The organism is Winogradskyella sp., assembly GCF_028289625.1.
Classification (GTDB): domain Bacteria; phylum Bacteroidota; class Bacteroidia; order Flavobacteriales; family Flavobacteriaceae; genus Winogradskyella.
On the sequence record NZ_JANQOM010000039.1, the window covers coordinates 1 to 24,365 of the forward strand.

21 protein-coding genes and 1 pseudogene are annotated in these 24,365 nt (G+C 35.0%); 11 read left to right on the top strand and 11 right to left on the bottom strand.

Going from position 1 to position 24,365, the window contains the following annotated elements:
- From Q0992_RS08060 to Q0992_RS08070, 3 genes and pseudogenes are all read left to right on the top strand, one after another.
- A pseudogene (locus Q0992_RS08060) lies at positions 1–714 on the top strand (DNA ligase-associated DEXH box helicase); the annotation flags it as partial.
- A gap of 116 nt (positions 715–830) precedes the next feature.
- Entirely contained in the window at positions 831–1,508 is a 678-nt protein-coding gene (gene pdeM, locus Q0992_RS08065; RefSeq protein ID WP_299522192.1) for a ligase-associated DNA damage response endonuclease PdeM, read from the top strand.
- 116 nt (positions 1,509–1,624) lie between these two features.
- Positions 1,625–2,038 carry a hypothetical protein gene (locus tag Q0992_RS08070; RefSeq protein WP_299522194.1) on the top strand — a complete coding sequence of 138 codons (414 nt, stop codon included), beginning with the start codon at positions 1,625–1,627 and terminating at the stop codon, positions 2,036–2,038.
- Here Q0992_RS08070 and Q0992_RS08075 read toward each other — a convergent pair.
- The 5 genes from Q0992_RS08075 to Q0992_RS08095 form a co-directional block, all read right to left on the bottom strand.
- Complete coding sequence (locus tag Q0992_RS08075) at positions 2,025–3,206, bottom strand: class I SAM-dependent methyltransferase (RefSeq protein ID WP_299522197.1); 1,182 nt, start codon at positions 3,204–3,206, stop codon at positions 2,025–2,027. The genes Q0992_RS08070 and Q0992_RS08075 overlap by 14 nt on opposite strands.
- 12 nt (positions 3,207–3,218) lie before the next feature.
- Positions 3,219–4,682, bottom strand: coding sequence for a vanadium-dependent haloperoxidase (locus Q0992_RS08080; protein WP_299522200.1), 1,464 nt, complete (start codon positions 4,680–4,682; stop codon positions 3,219–3,221).
- An 18-nt stretch (positions 4,683–4,700) separates the two neighbouring features.
- Positions 4,701–5,789, bottom strand: coding sequence for an AI-2E family transporter (locus Q0992_RS08085; RefSeq protein ID WP_299522203.1), 1,089 nt, complete (start codon positions 5,787–5,789; stop codon positions 4,701–4,703).
- 53 nt (positions 5,790–5,842) lie between these two features.
- Positions 5,843–6,343 carry a TrmH family RNA methyltransferase gene (locus Q0992_RS08090; RefSeq protein ID WP_299522206.1) on the bottom strand — a complete coding sequence of 167 codons (501 nt, stop codon included), beginning with the start codon at positions 6,341–6,343 and terminating at the stop codon, positions 5,843–5,845.
- A 66-nt stretch (positions 6,344–6,409) separates the two neighbouring features.
- Positions 6,410–7,030, bottom strand: a complete 621-nt coding sequence (locus Q0992_RS08095) for a DUF4159 domain-containing protein (protein WP_299522539.1) — start codon at positions 7,028–7,030, stop codon at positions 6,410–6,412.
- A 76-nt stretch (positions 7,031–7,106) separates the two neighbouring features.
- Between Q0992_RS08095 and Q0992_RS08100 the strand changes: the two genes are divergently transcribed.
- Positions 7,107–7,832, top strand: a complete 726-nt coding sequence (locus Q0992_RS08100; RefSeq protein WP_299522209.1) for a thioredoxin family protein — start codon at positions 7,107–7,109, stop codon at positions 7,830–7,832.
- A gap of 347 nt (positions 7,833–8,179) precedes the next feature.
- On the opposite strand, the gene Q0992_RS08105 is transcribed toward Q0992_RS08100, so the two are convergent.
- From Q0992_RS08105 to tsaD, 4 genes are all read right to left on the bottom strand, one after another.
- Complete coding sequence (locus Q0992_RS08105; RefSeq protein WP_299522212.1) at positions 8,180–8,884, bottom strand: 16S rRNA (uracil(1498)-N(3))-methyltransferase; 705 nt, start codon at positions 8,882–8,884, stop codon at positions 8,180–8,182.
- On the bottom strand, positions 8,884–9,513 hold the full coding sequence (locus Q0992_RS08110; protein WP_299522215.1) for a peptidylprolyl isomerase: 630 nt from the start codon (positions 9,511–9,513) through the stop codon (positions 8,884–8,886). The genes Q0992_RS08105 and Q0992_RS08110 overlap by 1 nt, the downstream gene beginning before the upstream one ends.
- Before the next feature lie 99 nt (positions 9,514–9,612).
- Positions 9,613–9,984: a hypothetical protein gene (locus tag Q0992_RS08115; protein ID WP_299522218.1), complete on the bottom strand. Its 372-nt coding sequence runs from the start codon at positions 9,982–9,984 to the stop codon at positions 9,613–9,615.
- A 450-nt stretch (positions 9,985–10,434) separates the two neighbouring features.
- A complete protein-coding gene (tsaD, locus tag Q0992_RS08120) occupies positions 10,435–11,457 on the bottom strand; it encodes a tRNA (adenosine(37)-N6)-threonylcarbamoyltransferase complex transferase subunit TsaD (RefSeq protein ID WP_299522221.1) in 1,023 nt (340 codons plus the stop codon).
- Between the two features lie 325 nt (positions 11,458–11,782).
- Between tsaD and Q0992_RS08125 the strand changes: the two genes are divergently transcribed.
- The 7 genes from Q0992_RS08125 (at position 11,783) to Q0992_RS08155 (ending at position 21,326) form a co-directional block, all read left to right on the top strand.
- On the top strand, positions 11,783–16,162 hold the full coding sequence (locus tag Q0992_RS08125; protein ID WP_299522224.1) for a translocation/assembly module TamB domain-containing protein: 4,380 nt from the start codon (positions 11,783–11,785) through the stop codon (positions 16,160–16,162).
- Positions 16,163–16,297: 135 nt separating this feature from the next.
- The gene (pfkA, locus tag Q0992_RS08130) at positions 16,298–17,284 is read left to right on the top strand and encodes a 6-phosphofructokinase (protein WP_299522227.1); all 987 of its coding nucleotides are present in this window, start codon (positions 16,298–16,300) and stop codon (positions 17,282–17,284) included.
- A gap of 19 nt (positions 17,285–17,303) precedes the next feature.
- Positions 17,304–18,305 (top strand): type I glyceraldehyde-3-phosphate dehydrogenase, encoded by a 1,002-nt coding sequence (gene gap, locus Q0992_RS08135; RefSeq protein ID WP_299522230.1) that lies wholly within the window; start codon positions 17,304–17,306, stop codon positions 18,303–18,305.
- 84 nt (positions 18,306–18,389) lie between these two features.
- On the top strand, positions 18,390–19,253 hold the full coding sequence (locus Q0992_RS08140; protein WP_299522233.1) for an N-acetylglucosamine kinase: 864 nt from the start codon (positions 18,390–18,392) through the stop codon (positions 19,251–19,253).
- On the top strand, positions 19,254–19,616 hold the full coding sequence (locus tag Q0992_RS08145) for a methylglyoxal synthase (protein ID WP_299522236.1): 363 nt from the start codon (positions 19,254–19,256) through the stop codon (positions 19,614–19,616).
- 102 nt (positions 19,617–19,718) lie between these two features.
- Positions 19,719–19,892 (top strand): hypothetical protein, encoded by a 174-nt coding sequence (locus Q0992_RS08150; RefSeq protein WP_299522239.1) that lies wholly within the window; start codon positions 19,719–19,721, stop codon positions 19,890–19,892.
- A 96-nt stretch (positions 19,893–19,988) separates the two neighbouring features.
- Complete coding sequence (locus Q0992_RS08155; RefSeq protein WP_299522242.1) at positions 19,989–21,326, top strand: M24 family metallopeptidase; 1,338 nt, start codon at positions 19,989–19,991, stop codon at positions 21,324–21,326.
- Here Q0992_RS08155 and Q0992_RS08160 read toward each other — a convergent pair.
- Entirely contained in the window at positions 21,323–22,597 is a 1,275-nt protein-coding gene (locus Q0992_RS08160; RefSeq protein ID WP_299522245.1) for a nitrate/nitrite transporter, read from the bottom strand. The two genes, Q0992_RS08155 and Q0992_RS08160, sit on opposite strands and share 4 nt — an antisense overlap.
- Positions 22,597–24,240: an acyl-CoA carboxylase subunit beta gene (locus tag Q0992_RS08165; protein WP_299522248.1), complete on the bottom strand. Its 1,644-nt coding sequence runs from the start codon at positions 24,238–24,240 to the stop codon at positions 22,597–22,599. Before Q0992_RS08165 ends, Q0992_RS08160 begins: the two co-directional genes overlap by 1 nt.
- Positions 24,241–24,365: the final 125 nt, after the last annotated feature.

Below are 24,365 nucleotides of genomic sequence, written 5' to 3' on the forward strand. Positions count from 1 at the left end.
AAGGAATTGCGATTTTTAAACCCTTTGGTGAGTCGGCAACACCAGCATTCACATATTCCGAAATCTGATGAGTTTTTGGTAGAATTGATTGAAACTAAAGACGGTTATCATTTGTTCATGTATCCTTTTGAAGGTCGTTTAGTACATGAAGTATTCTCAGCGTTGGTTGCGTATCGTATTAGTAAACTAAAGCAGATTACTTTTACTATAGCTATGAACGATTATGGGTTTGAGTTACTAAGTGACCAACCGATTCCTGTGGATGAGAATAATGTTGAAGCATTGTTGAACAAGGATAATTTAATGGATGATGTTATTGCCAGTATTAATGCCTCAGAAATGGCATCACGTAAGTTCAGGGATATTGCTGTGATTGCAGGGTTGGTAGTGCAATCACAACCTGGAACTCGAAAAAACAATAAGAGTTTACAATCATCTTCAGGACTTATTTTTAGAGTATTAGAAGATTATGAGCAGGATAATTTATTATTGCGACAAGCTTATACGGAGGTATTTAATCAGCAACTGGAAGAAGCAAGATTACAACAAGCTTTTAAACGTATTTCAAAAAGTAAAATCATTGTAAAGCATGCAAAGTCTTTTACACCATTGAGTTTTCCACTTAAAGTAGATAGTCTTAGGGGCACTATGAGTAATGAGAATTTAGATAAACGGATACAACGTATTAAAGAACAAGCTTTTAAAATTGATTAGAAGGTCAGTTCGAGTATTTTCATTTCACCTTGTGAAATGAAAATGTATCGAGAATAACATGAAATTCTATCCTCGATATTATTTTCCTCATTTTTAATTTCAAAAAACCACTCGAATTGACGAATTTCACTTTTGATTTGAAAATAGTAACCGAAAATATCACCATACTAGATGAGGTTTTAACGTTAACCAATCAACGTGCCATCTTTTGGGAAAGTCAGAACACTTTAATTCTCTCGGACATTCATATAGGTAAAACAGCACATTTCAGAAAGCATGGTATTCCAATGCCAGATGGTATCTTACAAAAAGATTTAAAGCGATTAGAACAGTTGATACTTCATTTTAGAGTCAAAAAATTACTGATAGTAGGTGATTTATTTCATGCAGAGACCAATAGTGATATGGTGACATTTAAGTCATGGTTAGCGCAGTTTCAAGGTTTAAAGCTTGTTTTAGTAAAAGGTAATCATGATAGGTTATCTAAACGTAAACGTTTAATGGATGATTTGAACATTAAAGTAGTAAAGGAGTTGGTTGTTAGCCCATTTACATTTGTTCATGATAATTTAGAACGAAATTATGAATCGTTTATGATTTCAGGTCATACACATCCAGGTATTTTGATAAAAGGAAAAGGTAAACAGAAGTTGAAACTACCATGCTATCAAATAACGTCGAAGCAATTGATACTTCCAGCTTTTAGCCTGTTTACAGGTTTAAATACCAGAGCAAATCCTGATGAGTCCGTTTGTTATGCTTTTACTGATTCGACAATATTTAAGTTTAAATGAATTGTATTTCATCGAATATTTAAGACTTTTTATCGACAATTCAATATAGTTTTATATGTTTGAAGTCCCAAATTGATTGTCATAGCTAATTCTGTGACAATAAAAATATTAACCAAATGAAAAACCTACTTAAATTGACACAAATTTTGTGTCTTACTTTGATGCTAACTGCCTGTGCATCTGACTTGGACTTCAATGATAGTTTACAAGAAGTTACCCATTCACAATTAAGTGAACCTTGCGTAAATCAAGATCCCGCTGCAAGAGTTATCAATAATAGTACTGAAGCCTTTGATTTGCTTGTACTGGATACAGAAGGTACGGTTTTGGTAGAAATGTTAAGCATTCAAGCTAATACTACAACATCTTGGGCAAGTTTTCCAGAGGGTGATATCACATTCTCTCTTAACAGCAATGTTTCTACGACAGATGATATAGCAGTAGTATTGAAAATGGGCACTTGTATGGTATATGATATAGAAATTGACATTAATAATCAAATAGTTTCTAATACACCTACAAGGCTTTAGAGCAAATAATAATAATTTTTGAGTTACTCTTGTCAGTTGTAAAAAAAAGATAACACTGCCCACCATCTTTTATTCTTAGTTTTTTTCGAATATCACCTACGGAAAGTGGAAAATTTCTTGTGGTAACATTGGCTTTATCAATCTTCTCTTTTGCAAATGCCTTTTTGTTGAAAGGGATTATTTTTTCTATCTTAAATCGTCTACCAGGAAAATCTATTAGCTTTTCGGAAGTATATAAATGTGAATGTTTATGAAGCTTACTAACCTTAAATGCACTACTGACAGAATTAAAAGCACCAGCTTTTAAAATTGCCGAATTTGGCTCATACAAGTAGGCGAGTGGTTTTGAATATTCAACTAAAGTAGTGGCTTCTTCATTATACTTAAATTCAAAAGCTTGATGTATTGATTTTGAAATATTTATAGTCTTGATAATGAATTCAGTTTCGCTATTCCGTTCTAAAACCCATAATAATTCCTTGACTTCGTTATCTACGGCCACAATATGCAGTTCCTTAATAAATTTTAAATCGTTCGTAGTTGCTTTAATATCGAGCAATGGTGAGGTTTTAATCAATACGTTTTTAGCATACTTCAAAAACAAACCTTGAAACAGCTTTACATTTGGAGTACAATCAGACAGTAAAAATACTTTTTGTTTTGAACCGTCTCTTCGCGAAGGGTCAATATATATCCAATCAAACGCTTTATCAATTCGCTTTAGGGCGTCTATGCCACTTTCTTTAAGGCAAATAATATTATTGGCATGAAGCTGTTGGTAGTTGTGCGAAACGATTTTAGAGAGCTCTACATTAATTTCGCAATGGGTAACTGATTCAATTTTTCTTGAAAAACAATAAGCATCCACACCAAAGCCACCAGTAAGGTCGATTAAGGTATTTCCTGTAACTAAATCAGCTTTATACTTGGCGGTGACTTCAGATGAGGTTTGCTCTATGTTAAGTTTGTTAGGGTAGTAAATATTTTGGGCATTGAACCAAGTAGGCAACTTCTTTTTGCTCCGCTTTTTGGCTTCAATTTGTTCAACGATTTCTTGTGAAGATGTACCTTCAAAATAGATGCCTCTCAATAATAAACTAGAAATGTCTGAATCTAAATTTGAGTTTATAAAGTTTTGAATTTCAATATTTAGAAGATTTAAATTCAAGATTACTTTAAGTTATTGCGCTCCAATATGTTTTTTATAGAATTTCCAAACTTCCTTGGCGACTTGCCTTCCTAATTCTAATCCAGCTACATTATCAGCTTGGATATGATATCCACCTAAAACTCTTGAAATTCCGGCCATTTCGGCAGTTTCTGTAAAAGTTGGAAACTCTAATGTTATAGTATCTCCTAGATTATTGGGTTCAGTCATTGCGCCTGCAACCAACTGTGCACTCGAGCCAAATTCATCACTTCCTGTCCAGATTTTCAATGCTTCACCACAACCTCCACTTATTGTGCTATGTCCTGAAACATAACTCGGGAAAGGCGGACACAAAAACGTTTCTGGAGAATAAGGCCGCCATTGCTCTCCATCAATTTCAATCATACCTTTACCTTCACCACCCCAAGCTTTTATCTTTTGATTATCATAATATTCATGAACTAATGCATACGGTCTGGCATAGTCATAATACATTTTCGAATCCCAAGATGCAATAAATGCATCCATTGCGACCACTTGATTATAAAAATACATTTTGACATCTTGGTCAAGCGTATGAGTATCTCTTCTTGATACATCTTGAGCAAATTTTAGCCAATGTCCTGCTTGTTGTACTGATTGTGGGCCATCACGCATAAACTCTACTAAAGCTTTTTGATAATCCGTAAGATTTGCTTGCATTTGAATGACCTCTTTTACTTCAATTTCCAATTGTTCTGAACCAATCATTGGCGGTGGGCCAGGTCTAAATTGATCTCCAGATTTTAATGCAATAGGTTTAACCTTGTCCCAATAAGGGGTTAGGCATCCAGGTGCAAACTTCCCACCTTTACCATCAGAAAAGTATTTTGGTTGCCAACGGTTGGCATCAACATTATTATCTGCAGAATTAACAGGTTCATATCCAACATAATTAAAATAAGCTTCTCCATTAGATCCAGCTTCTTCTCCATACTGATTTGCACCATCTCCTTTACGCGCTTCTATGACTGCTTTTGCTGCTAGGTTACCAATACCTTCTGGTGAATTAGGATCAAGACTATTGTTATTGGGATCTAAGCCTAATTCTGTCATGAAATCTGCAAATAAAGCTTTATCAGAATAGTAGTATTCATTCATTGCTCTAAATGCCGCATAACTGATTGCGATTTCTTTATTTTTTAGTGTACATTCATTTTCTGGTCTTCTTTCTACATTTTTTAAATAAACAGGAATCGCTTTTTCGTCATATCGTGACCATGCATCAAAAACAGCTACAAATATTAATCCTAAGTAACGTGATGTCACTGTTGGTCTGGGTTGAAAACGTTCAGTGTCATTCGCAGTTGCTGTGAGTGCCATTCTTCCCCATTTATAAGCCATATTGTTGACTCCGATTGGTTCAGGTGTAATGGTAATTTTATTTTTTTTGCTGTCTTCTTTACAGCCTAAAATGACTAGAGCAAAAAATATAACTAAACCGACTCTCTTCATATTTTTAATTGCTATTACTTATAATCCTTTTGTAAGTTTATTCACGATTTTGTATTCCGATAAGAACTCTTTTAATATCACTTTTATGGCAGTATAAGCAGGAACAGCAACAATCATTCCCACAATGCCGAATAGAATTCCTGCAATGATAATAACAAGGAATATTTCTAAAGGATGAGATTTGACACTCTTTGAAAAAATAAAAGGTTGACTAAAGAAATTATCAACTAATTGTGCTATGATAAATCCTATCATGACATAGGTCGTTTTTGGCAAAATCACGTCACTAAAACTTTCGCCCAAATTACTGGACATACTTAGTAAGAGCATTAAGAAACCACTAACCAAAGGCCCAACATAAGGAACTAAGTTGAGCAATGCACATAAAAAGGCAATAACTAAGGCATTATCGATTCTAAAAACCAATAATACGATGGTGTAGATTACAAAAAGAATTAAGATTTGGAATATAAGCCCAACAAAATAGCGCGATAAAAGATCTTTTATTTTATTCCATGAATGTCTTGAGCGCATTTCTTTACCATCGGGAACAAATATCATGATACCATTTTCGAAGAGTTGACTGTCCTTTAAAAAGAAAAATGAAATGAATAGAACAGAGAACAGTCCTATACTAAAACTGCCTAAACCACTAACTATACCATTAAAAAAGTTGGGGATTAGAGAAAAATCCAATTTCGATAGTAGGTTAGAATCTTTTATGGATTGCTCAACATCGATATTGTTAAACTCAAAATAAGTGATAATCTGTTGGTAGAGGTCGTCGACATTTCGTTCTAATTGTTGAAAATCCAATAAGGCCAGATTTTTTCCTTGGTCAGCAATAAGTGGAATAAACATACTTATTAAGCTTAGTAATATACCAACAAATAAAATCATTGTAACTATTACGGCTAAGGTATTATTGAATTTCAGCTTGCGTCTTAAAAACAAGATGATGGGTCGCCCTATCAACGAAATCACAGCTGCTACGGCGATGTAAACGATGACCGATTGGATTTTGTAGAGAAAAAACAAAACCAAGGTTATGGCAACCAGAATGCCTAAAGCTCTTAGAATACCATTAGCGATGATTTTTGAGTTCATAACTCAAAGATGCTGAAAAAATTCCGATAACTATCGGAACAGCGAGATAAATTTCATGAATTAAGCTGTTTGGTAATTTCGTATAACCCTATACTGGTAGCTTGTACGACATTCATACTACTATTAGTCCCATACATATTGATATGCACTATGGCATCACACTGCTCTAAAACAGATTCTGAAATCCCAAAGTTTTCATCACCAATGACAAGCACAATTGGTTGATTCGTATTTAACTTGAACTTAGTTAATTCTATACTGTTTTCAGTAATCTCTAAAGCGATTATAAAGTGTTTAGTTTTGAGTTTGTTGATGACACTATTAATATCATTATCAATTCTATAATTGACATACTTCTCCGTAGAGCGCGATGTCTTGGACATGCGCTTTCCAATAGGAATAGTATCACCGTAGAATACAATCTCTTCAATATTAAAAGCGTCTGCAATACGAAATAGAGAGCCAATATTTGGTGCATTACTAATGTTATCACAAATCAAGGTAATGGGATGCTTTTGTTTTTTGAAGTTTGAGTTGTAGTGGCTGAGTTGCAAACTGATTCCAGATTTATGAATTATGATTTACGATTTATGGGTTCTAAAATTGTAAATCTACAATCGTCAATTAGAGAAGGCATATTTTACAATATTGGCGCCCATTTTTAGGGCTTTCTCGCGTACATCTTCAGGATCATTGTGTACTTCTTGGTCTTCCCAACCATCTCCCAAATCACTTTCAAATGTGAATAAGAGTACCAATCGATTTTCATGAAAAATACCTAGGGCTTGAGGTGCTTTACCATCGTGCTCATGGATTTTTGGTAAACCATTCGGGAAATTATATGCCGAATTAAAGATTTCGTGATTTTTGGGTATTTCTCTTAATTCATTATTTGGAAACACTTTTTTTAGTTCTTTGGTAATATAAGGCTCCATACCGTAATTGTCATCGATGTGAAGAAATCCACCAGAAATCAAGTACTTTCTTAAGTTTTCGGCATCATCATCGCTAAAAAACACATTGCCATGACCTGTCATATGCAACAATGGGAATTGAAAAATATCAATACTGCCCACTTCAACCGTTTGGATATTCTCATTGATATTAGTATCAATATTATCATTACAATATTTAACCAAATTTGGTAAGGCTGTAGGATTACTGTACCAATCTCCACCACCTTTATACTTTAATACAGCAACATCTTGAGCTATAAGCTGAGCACTTGTTAAACTCATCATAATTCCTATGAGCAATGTAAGTGGTCTTGTTTTTTTCGACTGAAGGTTCATATTTCAAATGTAAAAAAGAAATCCTATGAAGTCTATTCTCTTAACATTATTTATAATTCCTGTATTTATTTTTTCATTGTTTAAGGATAAACCTACTACTTCCAGTAATATAATAGTGCTTGAATTATTTACCTCACAAGGCTGTTCGAGTTGTCCGCCAGCAGACCGACTTTTGAACGAAGTAAAGAGCGATAATATCATTGCTTTATCTTATCATGTGGATTATTGGAATTATATAGGTTGGAAAGACCCTTTTAGTAAATCTGTATATACTGAAAGACAGCGTGATTATGGTATTAAGTTTAATAGTAGTACCATCTACACACCTCAATTGGTAATTAATGGGCAGGAACATATTGTAGGTTCTGACAGACGCTTGTTAAATCAAAAGATTGGAAAGTATTCTAAAACTGATAATTTGAATAGTGTTTCCTTGACTGAAGTTTCTAAATCTGAAGCTATTGTAAATTTCAATTACAAAGTAGTAGGGAATCTTGACGATACTTATATACGAACAATTTTGGTTATTAATGAACGTAAAACCTCTGTGAAACGTGGTGAAAATAGAAATCGCGAACTCACCAATACTAATATTGTTGTTAATGAGCAGCGTTTTAAGCTAGAATCTAATTCTGGCAAAGGGTCTATCATAGTGCCAGAAATCGTTGCGTCTTCGGACGATTTATCCTTAATAGTTGTCATTGAGAATAGTAATCTAGATATTACCGGCGCAAATATGGAAGAAATTTAATTTTAAATATATTATCTCATGAGTTGGTTTGTTAATAAAGGTAGATGTGTAAAACTAGTATAAATACTTAATTGTTTTTAAATACAAGATTTTTAAATTTGTATATAAGAAAAAACCTCTTCAATACAACAGGAGAGGCTTTAACTTTAAACAGACCTATTGCTATCTTGGCTCTAACACAAAAAGAGATAAGTGGTTTTAGGTCTTTCTCAATTACAAAGGTTTGTAAAAAAAGTTAATCAACCTAGAATTTTGGAACTACAATCTCAACAGATCTTTAACAATCTAGTTGTTAATAAGTTAAGTTTTTTGTTAACAAGGCTATTGATAAAATACATATTAAAAAACTACTTGTTTAAATAATTAATTAAGCTACATGATACTATTGCGGCAGTTTCTGTTCTTAGTCGGGTATCACCCAAGGTCACTGGAATAAAATTGTCCTTAAGTGCTAGTGAGATTTCGTTTCTGCTAAAATCGCCTTCCGGACCAATTAAAATGGTGATATTTTTAGTTGAAACTAGTTCAGATTTGAGAGATTTTCGACCTGTATCCTCACAATGTGCTATAAACTTCTGACTTGCGATATCTTGATTTATAAAATCTTTAAATGTTATAGGCTGATGAAGTTTGGGCAAATAACATTGTAGGGATTGTTTCATAGCCGATTGAATAATCTTTTCAAAACGCTCTAACTTTACCACTTTACGTTCGCTATTATCGCAAATAATCGGTGTAATTTCATCAATGCCTATTTCGGTGGCTTTCTCTAAAAACCACTCGTAGCGATCGTTCATTTTGGTAGGTGCAACCGCAAGATGCAAGTTGTAGTTTCGTTTTGGCTGCAAAGTTTTAGAAACAATGGCAACGGTGCAGTGTTTTATATCTGCTAAGGTCAACTGAGCTTCAAATAACCAGCCCTGGCCATTGGTAATATGAATGTTATCTCCAACTTTTTTACGCAGCACTTTTACAATATGTCGACTTTCGTCTTTATCGAAGTCGAATTCCTCACTATGCTCAGAAATATTAGGATTATAAAACAATTGCATTATTCAGTAACTTCAGTATATTTTAAAACCGTGATTTCTTCAATAGGCTTTGCATCGTGAGTTTTTAGAATGACGTAATACCAATTCTCCTCCTTAATATCCAGAGTGAAAATATCTTCGATATTATGGGATCTAATGGCTTCTTCAAATTCTGGATGTAGTTGCCCTTCGGGAAACCAGCCCAAATCACCACCTCTTTTAGAGTTTTGGCCCATAGAATGTATTTTTGCTAAAGCTTCAAATTTATAACCCTGTTTGTATTGCGAAATGATTTTAGAGCGTTTAGAATTTATATCATCAAGTGCCATTTTATGACCATCAAAATAAATGTAACTCACTCTGTAATGGAGTGTTCTTTCTTTATCTATAATCTTATAGTAGGTTTTTTTATAATCTTTCTTCACAACTTTTTTACCACCCTTTGATAACTTGAAAAGGTCATCTGCCAATCGTGTTTTGTGCTTTGCCTTATTAAAAGTTAAGACTTTACTCTTGTTAGCCTTCTTATAAGTTTTAGCAAAGAATTTTGCTTCTTCAATTGAGCTTACGGAATCGAGTTCTTCCTCCAAGGATTCTTGAGAGAGACTTAAAAGTGGCATAAAGAGTAGTAAAACTAATAATTGCTTCATCGTATAAAATTTTAATAGGATTTGGGTTACACAAATCAACTAAATTTTAAAATGGAATTAAGGTAATTGGTATTTGCTTATCAACAGATGTTTTAACAATTAGCTAGAGAATAAATAGTTCCAAGGAATTACAAAGGGGAGTATGACAACCCAAACTAAAAAGAAAATAGCCATTCCTTTCGGATAGGGGTTTTGGTTTATAATTGCAGGAATAGCGACGACCATAAGCCAAGTGCTTTTGTAAATTAATTGTAAGACTAATACTGGTGAAAAGGCTTGTGGTCTAAAAAGTCCAAATACAGATAGAATTGCAATGCTTAACCAGAGTGCACCAACTAATCGAATATACTCTGAATTTGAATAAGCATTTTCAAAAATGATACTTACTGCAGTCTTTGGATAAAACAGTGACATAATGCCAATCCAACCTGCAACTATAACATTGGCTATATAAACTAGTTTTAGAATCATTTGATTTTTCTTTGAATTACTTTAATTATCGATACTGATAAATTAACTATAAGTATGAGTTGGGCTATCAAAAATGAAACTACTAAAATCTCGGTGTAAAAATCAAGATTATCACAATAATCAAATAATGGGAATTCTCCACACTTCTTTTCATAGTATAATTTTATAAGTGGAGATGCTAATGTTGGTATAATGGTCAAAGTGAGATGAATAATATTGAGCCTAGGGTAAAGTTTTATGTGTAGTTTTTCTGAAAATAAATAAACTAAACTAATTACAAACAACACTATTGCTAAAAGTATTGTGTAGTGTCTTTGAGCAATTACAAAATAGGTGTCGTAATAATTATAAACTATATCATTTTTTGATAATCTAAATTCCCGATAAACAGCAAATGAAATAATGCAGATCCAGAGAATTGTATATGGTTTCTTAAAAAATGATTTCATATCAAATCTTCAACCTCGCGGTAGCCATTACATCAAAATCCGAAAAATCCTGCTCTAAATATTTCAAATAGCCTACAATGGCAATCATGGCCGCATTATCTGTGGTATATTCAAATTTTGGAATATAAGTGGTCCAACCATGTCTTTTTTCGGCTTCCTTTAAAGCTTTCCGAATACCAGAATTCGCAGACACACCGCCACCAATAGCAACATATTTTATACCTGTCTGCTTCACAGCTAGTTTTAGTTTATCCATCAAAATACCGATAATGGTGTACTGAATAGAAGCACAAATATCATTTAAGTTCTCGGCAATAAAATCAGGATTGGCTTTGGTTTCGCGTTGCACAAAATACAAGATACCTGTTTTTAAACCAGAGAAGCTAAAATTAAGGCCATCAACTTTTGGTTTGGTAAATGGGTAAGCCTTTGGGTTACCAAGTTGAGCACGTTTATCAATTTCTGGACCAGCAGGATACCCCAAACCTAAAACCTTTCCACTCTTATCATAAGCTTCACCGACAGCATCATCTATGGTTTCTCCTAAAACTTCCATTTCAAAATAATTGGTCACTTTCACAATTTGGGTGTGTCCGCCAGAAATGGTCATCGCCAAAAAAGGAAAAGGTGGTTTGTTGTGATGTTCTTCATCTATAAAGTGTGCCAGTATATGTGCTTGCATATGGTTCACATCGATTAAAGGGATGCTCAATCCATAAGCTAAAGACTTTGCAAATGACGTGCCTACAAGCAAAGAACCCATAAGACCTGGGCCACGAGTAAAGGCGATAGCACTCAATTGGTCTTTAGTGATTCCGGCTTTTTCCAGTGCTTGATGTACCACTGGAACAATGTTCTGTTGATGCGCTCTGGAGGCCAATTCTGGGACAACGCCACCATATTCGGCATGGATTTTTTGGTCGGCAACAACATTGCTCAAAATTTTGTCGTTACATAATATAGCAGCCGAAGTGTCATCACAAGAAGATTCAATACCTAGGATGTATATATTTTCTTTTTTCATAGGCGATATTAGGCACAATAATTGTTAATTTTACCAGATATAGTCTAAGGTAGCATATTACAACGTACTGTAGTTGCAAAAGTACATGAATTTTTTAGTTTGAAAATTTGATAAATCAAACGAAAACAATTAATGTACTAACGAAGTGGTTCCTGATGTAAAACTAAATTTTGCAGATTTTTTCAAAAAAATTTTAGTTCTTACAGAAGAAAGTTAGTGAAGATTTCATCAATTCATAATTACAAACCGTATCAAAAGAATACTCAAAATAATAGGAAAAATAGCAGGTATCATTCTGCTCCTGTTTTTTATTGTGTTTTTGATTTTGGGTATTCCTGCCGTACAAACCAAACTTGGTAAATATGCCACCAAGAAAGTCAATGAAGAATTTAAAACCAATATTAATATTGCAAAAGTCGGGCTTCAGCTGAATGGCGATATTGAACTCAAGGAAATTCTGATTAAAGACCATCAGGAAGATACGCTTATTAGTATTGGAGAATTGAATAGCTCAATCGTTAGTTTTAAAAATCTATATAACGGTAAACTGAATTTTGGAGATATCGATATTCAAAATCTCGTATTTAACCTTAAGACATACAAAGATGAAGAGGACACCAACCTCGATGTTTTTGTAGATAAGTTTGAAGATGATAATCCACGTGAAGGCCCAAGTGAGTTTTTATTCTCATCTAGTGACGTATCGGTAGAAAACGGAATTTTTAGATTGGTAGACGAAAATCTTGAAACTCCTGAAGTATTTAATTTCACGGAATTAAATATTAATACGACTAATTTTTTGATTAGTGGGCCAGATGTCAGCAGTCGGATCAATAAATTTAGTTTTAAGGACAGTAGAGGAATTGTCGTTGATAATTTAATGGCAAATTTCGAATACACGCTTAACCATATGAGTTTTGGGAATTTAGATATTAAAACCCAAAATTCTGAGCTCAAAGGTAACCTAAGATTTGACTATAAACGTGAGGACTTAAAGGATTTTACAGATAAAGTAAATGTAACAGCTAGTTTCAAGGATTCTCAAATATCGCTCACTGAGCTTAATGTTTTTTTTGATGAATTCGGAAAGAATCAACGCGCCAGTCTCAATGTTGATTTATCAGGTACACTAAACGATTTGGCAGCCAACAATCTCAAGGTCAGTACAACCAGAAATACAAGAATCGTAGGTGATATTAAGTTTAAGAATCTTTTTAGTAAGGATGATGATAGTTTTGCATTGGATGGCAAGTTCAAAAATCTGGCATCTAACTATAATGACTTAACGGCACTATTGCCAAGAATTTTAGGCAATGCCATTCCGACGGTTCTATCTAAGGTAGGTAATTTCAGAGTTAACGGAACCTCCCAAATTACAACCAAGCAGATAAATGCTGATATAGCTATTGATACAGATTTAGGTTTCATCAAATCTAATTTAGAACTCACCGAAATAGACGATATTGATGAAGCAAGTTATATTGGGAATGTTGTTTTTGATGAATTTGATATCGGACAGCTAGTAGATGACCCCATGGCTAAATATGTATCCGCTAATGTCGATGTTGATGGTAAGGGGTTTACACTCGACAATCTGCGAACAGATATTAAAGGTGATGTCTTTAGTTTAGATTACAACAGTTATACATACGAAGGAGTTGCCATTTCTGGTGATTTAGGGAATAAAATCTTTAACGGAAGGTTGAAAGCAGACGATCCCAACCTGCAATTGGATTTTAATGGCTTAGTGGATTTTTCTGAAGAGCAAAAACAATTCGATTTTAAGGCTAACGTCGGTTATGCCAACCTAAGAGTACTCAACTTCGTTGATCGTGATAGTATCTCAGAGTTTAGAGGACTTGTGAATATAACAGCAGTGGGCAGTACATATGATAATGCAAGAGGTGCCGTAAACATAAAAAATACCACCTATAAAAATCAAGATAGCAGATATAGATTCGAGGATTTTGATATCGTGTCATCATTTGAAGGAGAAGAACGAACCGTGACAATTAATTCACCCGATATAATAACAGGAAAAATAAAGGGAAAGTTTAGAATTAGGGATATTCAAAAACTGACAGAAAATTCACTGGGAAGCATATATGCCAATTACGTGCCGTATGAGGTTGAAGAAGGGCAGTATATGGATTTTAGGTTCAATGTATATTCAAAGATTGCATCTGTATTTTTCAAAGATTTGTATTTAGGCAAAAATACCTTTATCGAAGGAAGAGTGGAGACCGACGAAAAAGGATTTGAACTCACCTTTAATTCACCAGAGATTAAATTTCAGGATTATTTTGCAAATAATATCAATATCGAAGTCAACAATAACAATCCATTATACAATACATTTATTGAAATTGATAGTTTGAGTGCTGGTATTTATGACGCATCGGATTTTACATTGGTTAATGTCACCAAAAGAGATACTCTACTGATTAAGACTGAATTCAAAGGTGGAAAAAACAATAAAGATGAGTTTAATCTTAACCTTTTTTATACCATTGACGAAGCTAACAAATCCATTATTGGTTTTAGAAAGTCAGATGTATTATTCAAGGGCTATGAATGGTTTGTAAATTCAGAAAAAAATAATTTCAATAAGGTACGCTTTGATAAGGAACTAAAGTCGTTTGATATTTTTCCGATTACCATAAACCAAGGGAATGAGGAAATTGAACTTTCGGGTATTATTAGCGATAGCATTAACAAAAATATAAGGGTTGATTTTAAGGACGTAGAATTGGTTAAAATTACACCTCGTATAGATAGTTTGGCACTTGATGGAATAGTCAACGGAAAGTTTGATCTCAATCAAAGCAATGGTGTGTATTTGCCAAAATCCAATATAGAGGTCAACAATCTTTTTGTCAACGATTATGATCTCGGAAACCTAACAACAAAAGTTGAAGGGAACAATTCACTCACAGACTATAGCGTTGATGTATCCTTGGTGAATGATAATTTAACGTCGTTTTCGGCAAAGGGTGCCATAGATGTTGCCAAAACTAGACCGACCATAGATTTGGATGTAATCTTCGACGAGTTTTTACTCGACCCACTAAACCCTTTAGGAGAAGGTGTTATTAGCAATATAAGAGGTCAAGTGTCTGGAAACGCCAAGGTTACGGGAAGTCTAAAAAAGCCCAGTATCGATGGTGAGTTACTTCTCGATAGAGCTGGCCTTTCCATCCCTTATCTCAATGTAGATTACGGCTTTGATTTTGATTCTAAGGTCTCATTGCGGAAGCAGCAATTTATTTTCAATAATGTGGCTATGACAGATTCTGAGTATTTTTCACAAGGCTATCTAAACGGCTACATTGAGCATGATAATTTTTCGGATTGGAAATTAGGTTTAGACCTCACCACAGATCGGTTATTGGTTTTAAATACTGAAGAATCTGAAGATGAATTATATTATGGTACAGCATTTATTTCTGGTGATGCTACCATAAAAGGCCCAACGGACCAATTAATTATTGATGTAGAAGGGAGTACGGCACAAGGAACAGAGTTTAATATACCGTTGAACGATTCTGAGAGCTTCGGTGACAACTCTTTTATACACTTCTTAAGTCCTGAAGAGAAAAAAGCTAGAGTAAGTGGGGAAATAGTTGAAGCTATAGAAGTGAAGGGATTAGAGCTTAATTTTGATTTGGATGTTAACCAAAACGCAACCATTGAAATTGTTATTGATAAAGATTCAGGCAGTACTATAAAAGGTAGAGGGGAAGGAAACCTTGTATTTTTAATAAATACCAATGGTAAGTTTAATATGTGGGGAGATTTCTCTGTCTTTGAAGGCTTATATAATTTTAGATATCGCGGACTTGTAGAGAAAAGATTCGATGTAGAGCAGGGAGGGAGTATTGTTTGGGAAGGTGACCCTTTAAAAGCCCAGATAGATATTAGAGCAGTTTACCAAGCTACTGCCAACCCATCAGTATTATTAGATAATCCGATAAGCCAATCCATTCCTGTTGAGGTAATCATTCATTTAACAGGTCAGTTAGAACAGCCAGATCCAGAGTTCGATTTCAGATTCCCAACGGTTAATTCTACGGTTAAATCAGAGCTAGATTATAGGTTGTCATCTAAGGACGAACGCGATAATCAAGCCTTAATATTTTTGGCCACAGGTAGTTTTGCGAATGGAGTTAGTGGTCTCGATTTTTCTGGAACCATTGCAGAGCGACTTAGCGGTATCGTAAATAACCTTCTCGGTGGTAACAATGGTGATTTACAGGTAGGGCTAGATTTTGAGCTTGGTCAGGATACACCAGAGCTACAAACCAATAGTCGAGTTGGATTAACACTACAGACTAAGATTTCCGATAGGGTTTTAGTGAATGGAACCGTAGGTGTACCATTTGGTACAGCACAGCAGACCACGATTACAGGAGATGTGCAGATCGACTGGTTACTAAATGAAGACGGTACATTACGGGCTAAAGTGTTTAACAGGGAAAATATCATCAGAAACTTTGGAGAGGAAATAGGCTACACTCAAGGTGTAGGTTTATCCTATAGTGTAGAATTTGACACATTTAAGGAACTTATAGATATCATTTTTTCAGGAAAGAATAGAAAGGATAAGAAAAATGAAAACGCCAATGAAAATCAAGAAGGTGAAGACGATGATTTTATGCCAGAATACATTACCATGAAGAAAAAGAAAACAAAATCCAAGTCTTAAATCACGCATTTTTTCATTATTATTTAAAAATTTATTAACGAAAACGTTTGAATTTATTTAGGCCTATTTTTTTTATGATTTAAGTCATAATATTGTGTGTTTTGTTTAGTAATTTTACTAAAAATAAAAAGGAAAATGCTTCACACAATAAAAAAAGTTGCGGTCTTAACTTCTGGAGGAGACTCTCCAGGTATGAATGCTGCTATTCGTTCTGTAGTTAGAGCCTGTGCCTTTCACGATATAGAATGTTATGGTTGCTACAGAGGATACCAAGGTATGATTGAAGGTGATTTTGAAAAAATGGATGCCCGTAGTGTAAAAGGTATCATCAATAAAGGTGGTACCATGCTCAAATCTGCAAGATCACAAGACTTTAGGACTAAGGAAGGACGCCAAAAAGCTTACAATGCATTAAGGAAAGCTGAAATCGATGCCTTTGTGGTTATTGGAGGAGACGGTAGTTTTACAGGCGCCATGATTTTTAATCAGGAGTTTGGTTTTCCTGTCATGGGAATTCCAGGGACTATAGATAATGATATTTTTGGGACAACCCACACACTTGGCTATGATACGGCATTGAACACTGCTGTAGATGCTATTGACAAAATTAGAGATACTGCCAGTTCGCATAATCGCTTGTTTTTCATTGAGGTCATGGGACGTGATGTTGGTCATATTGCACTTAATGTAGGAGTTGGTGCTGGTGCTGAAGAAATTTTAATACCTGAAGAAGATTTAGGTCTAGATAGGTTGCTAGATTCTTTGAGGCGAAGTAAAGCCTCAGGTAAATCTTCTAGTGTTGTTGTTGTAGCAGAAGGAGATAAAATAGGTAAAAACGTATTTGAGTTAGCAGATTATGTTGAAGAAAATATGACCGAATATGAAGTTCGTGTTTCAGTTTTAGGACACATGCAAAGAGGAGGAAATCCTTCATGTTTTGATCGTGTTTTAGCGAGTCGTATGGGAGTTAAGGCTGTAGAGTCACTTATTACTGGTAAAAGTAATTTTATGGTAGGTCTCAAGAACGATATTATGGATCTGACTCCATTTGACCAAGCCGTAAAAGGGAAATCAAAAATTAACATGGAACTACTTAGGGTTTCAGACATAATGACAATATAAAGACTAAAAAAAGAGAACAATGTCAAATTTAAAATTAGGAATCAACGGATTCGGTAGAATAGGAAGAATAGTATTTAGAGCAACGGTAAAACGTCCAGATGTAGATGTTGTTGCAATCAATGATTTATTGGATGTAGAACATCTCGCATATTTGTTAAAGTACGATTCAGTACATGGTCGTTTTGATGGAACCGTTGAGGTTAAGGATGGTCACTTAGTAGTAGACGGAAAGACCATTCGTGTTACAGCGGAAAGAGACCCGAAAAATTTAAAGTGGGACGAAGTCGGGACTGATGTGGTAGCAGAATGTACAGGGATTTTTACAACCCTCGAAACGGCACAATATCATATTGATGCAGGTGCAAAAAAAGTTGCAATATCTGCACCAAGTAAAGATGCTCCTATGTTTGTAATGGGTGTTAATGATGATGAACTTACTGCAGATCATAAGATTGTTTCCAATGCGTCATGTACCACAAACTGTTTAGCACCTGTAGCAAAAGTCTTAGATGATAATTTTGGAATAGAAGAAGCTCTTATGACTACGATTCATGCTTCTACAGCCACCCAGCTTACTGTTGATGGCCCATCCCGTAAAAATTATAGATTAGGCCGTTCAGCATTGACCAATATCATTCCTTCAACAACAGGTGCAGCTAAAGCTGTAGGTAAAGTTATTCCTAAATTAAATGGAAAACTTACAGGAATGGCATTTAGAGTACCAACTGCTGATGTTTCTGTGGTAGATTTAACGGTAAGACTTCAAAAAGAAACCTCTTATGAGGACATAAAAAAAGCATTTAAGGCAGCATCAGAAGGAGCTATGAATGGTGTTTTGGGATATACTGAAGAGCCAGTAGTATCTCAAGATTTTGTAAGCGATACACGCACAAGTATTTTTGATGCAAGTGCAGGTATTGAGTTAAATTCAAAATTCTTTAAAGTGATATCTTGGTACGACAATGAGTTTGCATATTCTACTAAGTTGGTGGATTTAGCCCAAAAAATCAACACCCTTTAGTGCGTAATAATCTTAGATATTAATTATGAAATTCCGCAGTGCTATTATATTTTAAGCATTGCGGATTTTTTTTAAATATAAATTATGATTTTAATCACCGATGGCGGTTCCACTAAATGCGACTGGATAGCTATAGATAATTCAGGTGAAAGACTGGCACAAAAAATAAGAACAAAAGGTCTTAATCCAGCAATTTTAACAGAAACTGAAATAAAGCAAATCATTAGTGGAAGTGACGAATTAATGCAGTTTAAGTCTGATGTTTCGCACATATTTTTCTATGGAGCTGGGTGTGGTACAGAAAAACCAAGAACTATGCTTACGCATGTGCTTCAGTTCTTGTTCCCATTAGCAAATGTTGAAGTACAGGAAGATACAATGGCAGCCGTAAGAGCATCTCTTAATCACAATACCGAAGCTGCTGTAGTCTGTATTATGGGTACTGGTTCTAATTGTAGTTATTTTGACGGTAACAATTTACATCAACGCGTAAAGAGCTTAGGTTATACTTTAATGGACGATGCCAGTGGTAATTATTTTGGTAAACAACTAATACGTGATTACTATTTTAAGAAAATGCCAGAAACCATTGAGTTGGCTTTTGAACACAAGTACAATTTAGATCCAGATTATATAAAATTCAATTTATACAAACAGGCAAACCCTAATGCTTATTTAGCAAATTTTGCGGAATTTATGTTCTTGAATAAAGATTCAAATTATATTAAGGAGCTCATAAAATCTGGGATAAGGGTATTCACCGAGAATATGATTTTACAGTTTCGGGAAGAACTAAATACAGGTGTACCTGTACATTTTGCAGGATCTATTGCCTATTTTTCAAAAGATGAAATCCTAGAAATTGCAACGGAATACAGCTTTAAGGTTGGAAATTTTATAAGAAGACCAATCGATGGTTTAGTCGATTACCATGTAAAAAATTTATGAATGGAAATAGCCATTATAGCTCATGACGGTAAAAAAGCTGACATGGTTCAGTTTTTAAATGAACATAGTGATATTTTGAACAAAAAAAATATTACACTTATATCAACGGGAACTACAGGAGAAAAAGTAATGAAGGCCGGATTTAAGGTCGATGCCTTATTATCTGGTCCACTGGGTGGTGATGCACAGATTGCAGCGAGGGTTGCTGAAGGGAAGTGCCATATGGTTTTATTCTTCAGAGACCCTTTGGATAAGCATCCTCACGAGCCGGATATTCTAATGTTAATGCGCTTGTGCGACGTTCATAATGTGCCATTAGCTACTAATGCTGCAACTGCAGAATTGTTGATTAGGGCTGTTTAGTATTTATAGTGTTGAATAGGCTGTTAATAAATCTCACTTTTGCTATTGTAAAGTTTATTATTTGGTCATATCTTTGCCATACAACAAAAATGAAACCTAATTATGTTTGAATTTGATCAATATCTGGGATTTTTAGCGTTTTTAACCATTTTAACAATTGGTTTCTGGCTAATGATTTTCCTTTTGACTTTTGTTATCCCTTACTGGGTGTTCGGTGCCGCAATTGAGCGTTTCAAAGAAATAAAAGAAGAGAAACGAGCTAAGCGAGAAGCTTAATCGCTAGTTCAAAAGTATATGACAAGAAAGAGTGCAATTTGCACTCTTTTTTTATGCCATAATTTAGGTATTTTAGTGGTCTTAATTTCCTGTGCAATGAAACGTTTTTTAATATTGATAGTGTTGATTAGTCTTAACCTTAAAGCCCAACAGATACTTCCTGAGCGGGAACGGGCCGAAGTGATTGATAAAATACTAAAGGAAAGGTTTGATAAGTTATTGCCGAAACTTATGGATAATACAGGTTTTGATATGTGGATTTTAATTTCACGAGAATATAACGAAGATCCTGTGTTAAAGACGATGTTGCCTGCGACTTGGCTCAATGCCAGACGAAGAACTATCCTCGTATTTTATAGGGATAAGGAAGCCAATACCATAGAAAAATTAGCTGTGGCACGTTATAACTTTGGCGAAAATATTAAGTCTGCTTGGGAAAAGGAAAAAGAACCCAATCAGTGGAAACGATTAATACAAATTATTGAAGAACGACAGCCAAAATCAATCGGATTGAATTATTCCGAACATTTCAATATTTGTGATGGCATTGTAAAAACGGATTATGAAGCTTTTATGGATAACCTACCAGAAGATTATCAATCCAAAGTAAAATCTGCCGAACAGCTCGCCATTGGATGGATAGAAACCCGTACCGAAACAGAAATGATTATCTACAATCAATTAGTAGATATTACCCATGATATTATCGCTGAAGCTTTTTCAGAAAAAGTCATAACAACTGGAATAACAACTACAACTGATGTGGAGTGGTGGATGAGAGATAAAATCATTGCTTTAGGGTTGAAAACTTGGTTTCATCCTACTGTAGATGTGCAGCGTACTGCGGAAGAATTAGGTAATCACTTGTATGCATTTTCCAATCGACCAGAAGATATGGTCATTCTTCCGGGTGACTTAGTACATTGTGATGTTGGGATTACATATCTTAGGTTGAATACCGATTGTCAGGAATTGGCTTATGTTCTAAAACCAAATGAAACAGAACCACCAGAATTTTTGCAAAAAGCGTTAAAGGATGGTAATAGAGTTCAAGATATATTCACCTCAAATTTTGAGACTGGTAAAACCGGAAATGCCATTTTGAAAGCGTCACTAGCACAAGGTAAGTCTGAAGGTTTTCGACCGGCTATATACACACATCCCCTTGGAACTTATGGGCATTCCTCCGGAACGACTTTCGGTATGTGGGACGCACAAAACGGTGTACCAGTTAATGGCGATTATCCTTTGCGTGAAAATACGGTGTATGCGATAGAATTAAACACCACAGTGACCATCCCAGAATGGAAGCGCGATATACGTATTATGCTCGAGGAAGCCGGATTTTGGGGCGAAGATGGATTTAGATATGTCAATGGTCGACAGACGAAACTACTAACAATTCCAAGGGTAAAATCGCATCAAGGAAATTAGGTAATGCGTTTTTGATGTTTGTAGAAGAAATAAGAAGCTGCTAAACCAACAAATGTAAACAAGCCCATAACTCCAAAGGCGTGTTGCAAACCTAAAGCACCTTCATTAGCATCTAAAAAATACCCCATCAATAAGCCAGCAAAAATATCTGGTGTATAACCGACTACTGAAATAAAACCAACAACGGTTCCTGTTATAGCTACTGGTATTTTGGCTTCTTCAAGCGTAGCAAAATATAAGACTCTGGCAGAATATACGCCAAGTGCCATGGTTCCAATCGATAGCACAAAGAAAAGTGTTTTTGAGTCATCAATTATTCCTAAGTAAAAAATGAGGCTGGTAATAGTCATTAACAAAAATCCTATGACAATCCATAAGGAAGCTCTTGTTCTATCAGCCAACAAACCGATAATGACTCCAATTACAGGTCTTAAGTACAACAGATAAGTCCCGATTTTGGCGGCTTCAATTTTATTGTATAGCATAACTTGCTCTGCATATTGGCTAAAAAGGTCGGTCATTTTATAACCATAATAGGCACAAAGAATGATAATCATCAGTAGCCAAACCGAACGATATTTAGCAACATTTTTAAAATTGTTAATAGTCAATAATTTTACAGGCTTTTCAGAAGAATCCGTTGTCGATTCCTTAAACCTTAAAAAAACATACACAATAATTCCAATAATTAGAACAGCCAAGGATGTGTATCTTATGACTTCTTTAAATGCTAATCGACGTTCTTCAACAGTTGTTAATTCAATATCTTTTGTAATGAATAACGAGAATATAATGACACCTCCCGAACCAAAAAGCGCGGCGACCAAACCACGTCCGCCATCTAAAAAACCAAAAGCAATCCCTTGTTTATCAGATCCGCCCCAAATTCTAGTTGCTTTTATCATAGCCGCCCAAAACAAAAAAATAGTTGTAAATCCCCAAAAACCGTAGAGCAGATGCAGATTAACAAGAGTGGGATAAATCGATAGGTAAAATCCACCCAACGCTGTTAAAATTAGTGCCGAAGACATTAAAACATTAGACTTAAATCGGTCCGCCAATGGTCCACCAAATAAATAGGAAACCAAGGCTACAATACCATAGGCCGAAAAACAACTTCCTAATTCTGTTTGTGAAATTGAAAACGATTCTAAGAAGGTCGTTCTAAAAATGCGTTGCAAAACAAAGGGTAAAATAAAAATAGTCTCTGCCGCCAATATCAATAATAGTATGATATATAAAGGCTGTTTTTTATTTTCTTTATGCTGCATTACACCTGTAAAACACCTAAATTAAAAGGTTTCTCAATAGGTGCATGGTTGGCAGCCTCAATGCCCATACTTATCCAAGTTCTGGTGTCTAAAGGATCAATAATGGCGTCTGTCCAAAGTCGCGCAGCAGCATAGTATGGAGATACTTGGTTATCATATCTCGACTTTATTTTATTAAACAACGCCTCTTCTTTTTCTTTGGTAATGGTTTCGCCTTTCTTTTTTAAGGAAGCGGTCTCAATTTGCAATAACACTTTGGCAGCAGATTTACCACTCATAACAGCTAGCTCCGCACTTGGCCAAGCTACAATCAATCTTGGGTCATATGCTTTGCCACACATGGCGTAATTACCGGCACCATAACTGTTGCCTATGACAATAGTGAATTTAGGTACTACTGAATTACTAACAGCGTTAACCATTTTAGCACCATCTTTTATTATACCACCATGTTCGGATTTACTGCCCACCATAAATCCAGTAACGTCCTGTAGGAAGACGAGTGGGATTTTCTTCTGGTTGCAATTGGCTATAAAACGCGTGGCTTTATCTGCCGAATCGTTATAAATCACACCTCCAAACTGCATTTCACTAGGTTTCGTCTTCGCGCCTTTGGTTTTAACAATTTGCCGTTGATTGGCTACAATACCAACGGCCCAACCATCGATTCGTGCATATCCAGTAATTATGGTTTGTCCGTAACCAGCCTTGTATTCTTCAAATTCCGAATTGTCTACTAATCGCTTTATGATCTCGTTCATATCATACTGATCAGCTCGACTATTGGGTAAGATACCATAGATATCTTCCGGATTTTCTTCAGGTTTGGCGGCTTTTATTCGGTTATAACCTGCTTTATCAAAATCACCGATTTTATCAACGATGTTCTTAATGGTATCCAAAGCATCTTTGTCATCTTTAGCTTTATAATCCGTAACTCCTGAAATTTCACAGTGCGTTGTCGCCCCTCCAAGCGTTTCGTTATCTATAGTTTCTCCAATGGCCGCCTTAACCAAATAGCTTCCTGCTAAAAAGATACTACCAGTTTTGTCAACGATAAGAGCTTCGTCACTCATAATAGGTAAGTAAGCACCACCAGCAACGCAACTACCCATTACTGCTGCGATTTGTGTAATTCCCATACTGCTCATAATGGCATTATTTCTAAATATGCGACCAAAATGTTCCTTATCTGGAAAGATTTCATCTTGCATAGGTAAAAATACACCTGCACTATCAACAAGGTAAATAATAGGTAAGCGATTTTCGATGGCTATTTCTTGAGCTCTTAAATTCTTTTTCCCTGTAATTGGAAACCAAGCTCCAGCTTTAACTGTAGCGTCGTTAGCAACGACCATGCATTGTTTTCCTTTTATGTAACCTATTTTTACGACTACACCACCTGATGGACAACCACCATAATCTTTATACATATCCTCTCCAGCAAAAGCACCAATTTCTATGGACTTTGACTTAGAGTCGAGTAGATAATCAATACGTTCTCTCGCTGTCATTTTTCCTTTGCTGTGGTGTTTTTCTATACTTTTTTCACCACCACCAAGCTTAACCTTGGCTAATCGTTTTTTTAAATCTGAGAGTAAAAGTTTATTATGATCTTCGTTTTTATTGAATTTAATATCCATCAATACATTTTTATTTGCTACGAATTTACGAAACTATACCATTAATTGTTAAAGCTGTTTTCTAAATGAAACGTTAAATATTTATTACATGGAAATATATTCCTTGGAAAACAAATTTTATTTTT

Coding starts and splice junctions, on each gene's coding strand:
- Q0992_RS08070 (WP_299522194.1), top strand. CDS start 1,625: ATGAAAAACCTACTTAAATTGACACAAATTTTGTGTCTTACTTTGATG.
- Q0992_RS08080 (WP_299522200.1), bottom strand. CDS start 4,682: ATGAAGAGAGTCGGTTTAGTTATATTTTTTGCTCTAGTCATTTTAGGC.
- Q0992_RS08085 (WP_299522203.1), bottom strand. CDS start 5,789: ATGAACTCAAAAATCATCGCTAATGGTATTCTAAGAGCTTTAGGCATT.
- Q0992_RS08095 (WP_299522539.1), bottom strand. CDS start 7,030: ATGATGAGTTTAACAAGTGCTCAGCTTATAGCTCAAGATGTTGCTGTA.
- Q0992_RS08100 (WP_299522209.1), top strand. CDS start 7,107: ATGAAGTCTATTCTCTTAACATTATTTATAATTCCTGTATTTATTTTT.
- Q0992_RS08105 (WP_299522212.1), bottom strand. CDS start 8,884: ATGCAATTGTTTTATAATCCTAATATTTCTGAGCATAGTGAGGAATTC.
- Q0992_RS08110 (WP_299522215.1), bottom strand. CDS start 9,513: ATGAAGCAATTATTAGTTTTACTACTCTTTATGCCACTTTTAAGTCTC.
- Q0992_RS08115 (WP_299522218.1), bottom strand. CDS start 9,984: ATGATTCTAAAACTAGTTTATATAGCCAATGTTATAGTTGCAGGTTGG.
- tsaD (WP_299522221.1), bottom strand. CDS start 11,457: ATGAAAAAAGAAAATATATACATCCTAGGTATTGAATCTTCTTGTGAT.
- pfkA (WP_299522227.1), top strand. CDS start 16,298: ATGCTTCACACAATAAAAAAAGTTGCGGTCTTAACTTCTGGAGGAGAC.
- gap (WP_299522230.1), top strand. CDS start 17,304: ATGTCAAATTTAAAATTAGGAATCAACGGATTCGGTAGAATAGGAAGA.
- Q0992_RS08140 (WP_299522233.1), top strand. CDS start 18,390: ATGATTTTAATCACCGATGGCGGTTCCACTAAATGCGACTGGATAGCT.
- Q0992_RS08145 (WP_299522236.1), top strand. CDS start 19,254: ATGGAAATAGCCATTATAGCTCATGACGGTAAAAAAGCTGACATGGTT.
- Q0992_RS08150 (WP_299522239.1), top strand. CDS start 19,719: ATGTTTGAATTTGATCAATATCTGGGATTTTTAGCGTTTTTAACCATT.
- Q0992_RS08155 (WP_299522242.1), top strand. CDS start 19,989: ATGAAACGTTTTTTAATATTGATAGTGTTGATTAGTCTTAACCTTAAA.
- Q0992_RS08160 (WP_299522245.1), bottom strand. CDS start 22,597: ATGCAGCATAAAGAAAATAAAAAACAGCCTTTATATATCATACTATTA.
- Q0992_RS08165 (WP_299522248.1), bottom strand. CDS start 24,240: ATGGATATTAAATTCAATAAAAACGAAGATCATAATAAACTTTTACTC.